This is a genomic window from Sphingomonas sp. NCPPB 2930, from assembly GCF_042867205.1.
Classification (GTDB): Bacteria; Pseudomonadota; Alphaproteobacteria; order Sphingomonadales; family Sphingomonadaceae; genus Sphingomonas.
On record NZ_JBHZQU010000040.1, the window covers coordinates 1 to 1604 of the forward strand.

Here is a 1604-nt window from a genome sequence, read left to right on the forward strand (position 1 = left end):
GTTGGGTGGAGGCTGTGTAGAAACGCTCCCGAGATGAAAGGCGCGTGGTGATGATCGGAAGGCCGCGATGACCGAGTGCCGGGCTTTCGCGCCGGCCTTTCAGGTGCGGATCGCTGCAATGAGTGGTTGAATGCCCATGATCTGGATCATTCGCTTCATATTATATGCCAGCACGCACAAACTCATCTCGGTTCTGACGTTTCTGAGGGTCTTGGTCAGAAAGTGGGTGCTGCCCATCCAGAATTTGAGCGTGCCAAAGACATGCTCGACGGTCCGGCGACGGATACCCATGGCATTGGGCAACAGGTCCAGCCGCTTTTGCATGGCATCGATGACCGCCTCATGCTTCCATCGTTTGACGCGCTTCACTTTTTCGGTGGTGCAGCGTGCTCGTAGTGCACAGCCATGGCAGGCGCTCAGGTTGCGGTAATGGTCGATGTCGCCGTGATGGTCCGACCGCGTACGTGCCTTGGTCAGATATTCTCCGGCCGGGCAGGTATATCGGTCGTGGCCGGCGTCGTACACGAAGTCGGCCTTGGTGAATAAACCGCGCTGGGCCTTGCCGGACGTGTCGGTTCTGGGCACGCAGGGCAAAATGCCGGTGCCTTCGCATTCCAGCACCTGTTCGCCGTTCATATAACCGCGATCCGCCAGAATGGTGATCTTGGGTGCCGCAATGGCCGCTTGCGCTTGCCGGCCCATCGGCGCGAGTTGCGCCCGGTCATTGCCCTCGTTCACCACGTCATGCGCGACGATGAGGTGATGTTCGGCATCCACCGCTGCCTGCAGGTTGTAGCCGACAATGCCAGTACCGCGACCACTGCTGTTCATGGACCTGGCGTCTGGATCGGTCAGTGAAACCTGATGATCGGGCACTGCTTCAAGCTGTGCGGCCATTTCCTTCAGGAACCGCATCTGGCCGCGCAAGCCCGCGATCTTCTCACGGATCTGTTCGACCCGCGCTTGCGGAACGTCGCTGGCCTCACGATCGGCACGATCAAGGGTCGCAAGGTAGCGCTCGATGCTGGCCTCGACCTGCTCGATCCGCTTGGTCACCTTGTGTTCTGTGTAGTTGCGATCCCGGTTGTTCACCGCTTTGAACTTGCTGCCGTCGATCGCGACGGTCGCCTGTCCGAACAGGCTCAACTGTCGGCACAGCACCACAAACTGGCTGCAGACCGCCCGGATCGCTGCACCATTGTCCCGTCGAAAGTTAGCGATCGTCTTGAAGTCCGGTGCCAGTCGACCGGTCAGCCACATCAATTCGATATTGCGCTGGGCTTCGCGCTCCAGGCGCCGGCTCGACTGGATCCGGTTCAAATAGCCGTAGAGATAGATCTTGAGCATCGTCGACGGATGATAGGCCGGGCGCCCGGTATGCGCCGGCGTCGCTCCGGCAAAGCCAACTGCCACCAGATCCAGCTCGTCGATAAACGCCTCGACGACCCTAACCGGGTTATCTTCGGCGACATAATCATCGAGCGATGCTGGCAGCAAAAAATCCTGCCGACGGTCTTGTTCTTCTACGAAACGGCCCATCGACAAGCCTCCCGACATCGCGGCAAACTCTATCACAAAACAGCGTTTTTACACAGCCTCGGTGG

Annotated in this window: 1 protein-coding gene; it reads right to left on the reverse strand. The window is 59.2% G+C overall.

The window, feature by feature from the left end; translation table 11 throughout:
- Nucleotides 1-99: 99 nt before the first annotated feature.
- Nucleotides 100-1539: an IS1182 family transposase gene (locus tag ACFX59_RS18200; protein WP_387434454.1), complete on the reverse strand. Its 1440-nt coding sequence runs from the start codon at nucleotides 1537-1539 to the stop codon at nucleotides 100-102.
- Between the last annotated feature and the right edge of the window lie 65 nt (nucleotides 1540-1604).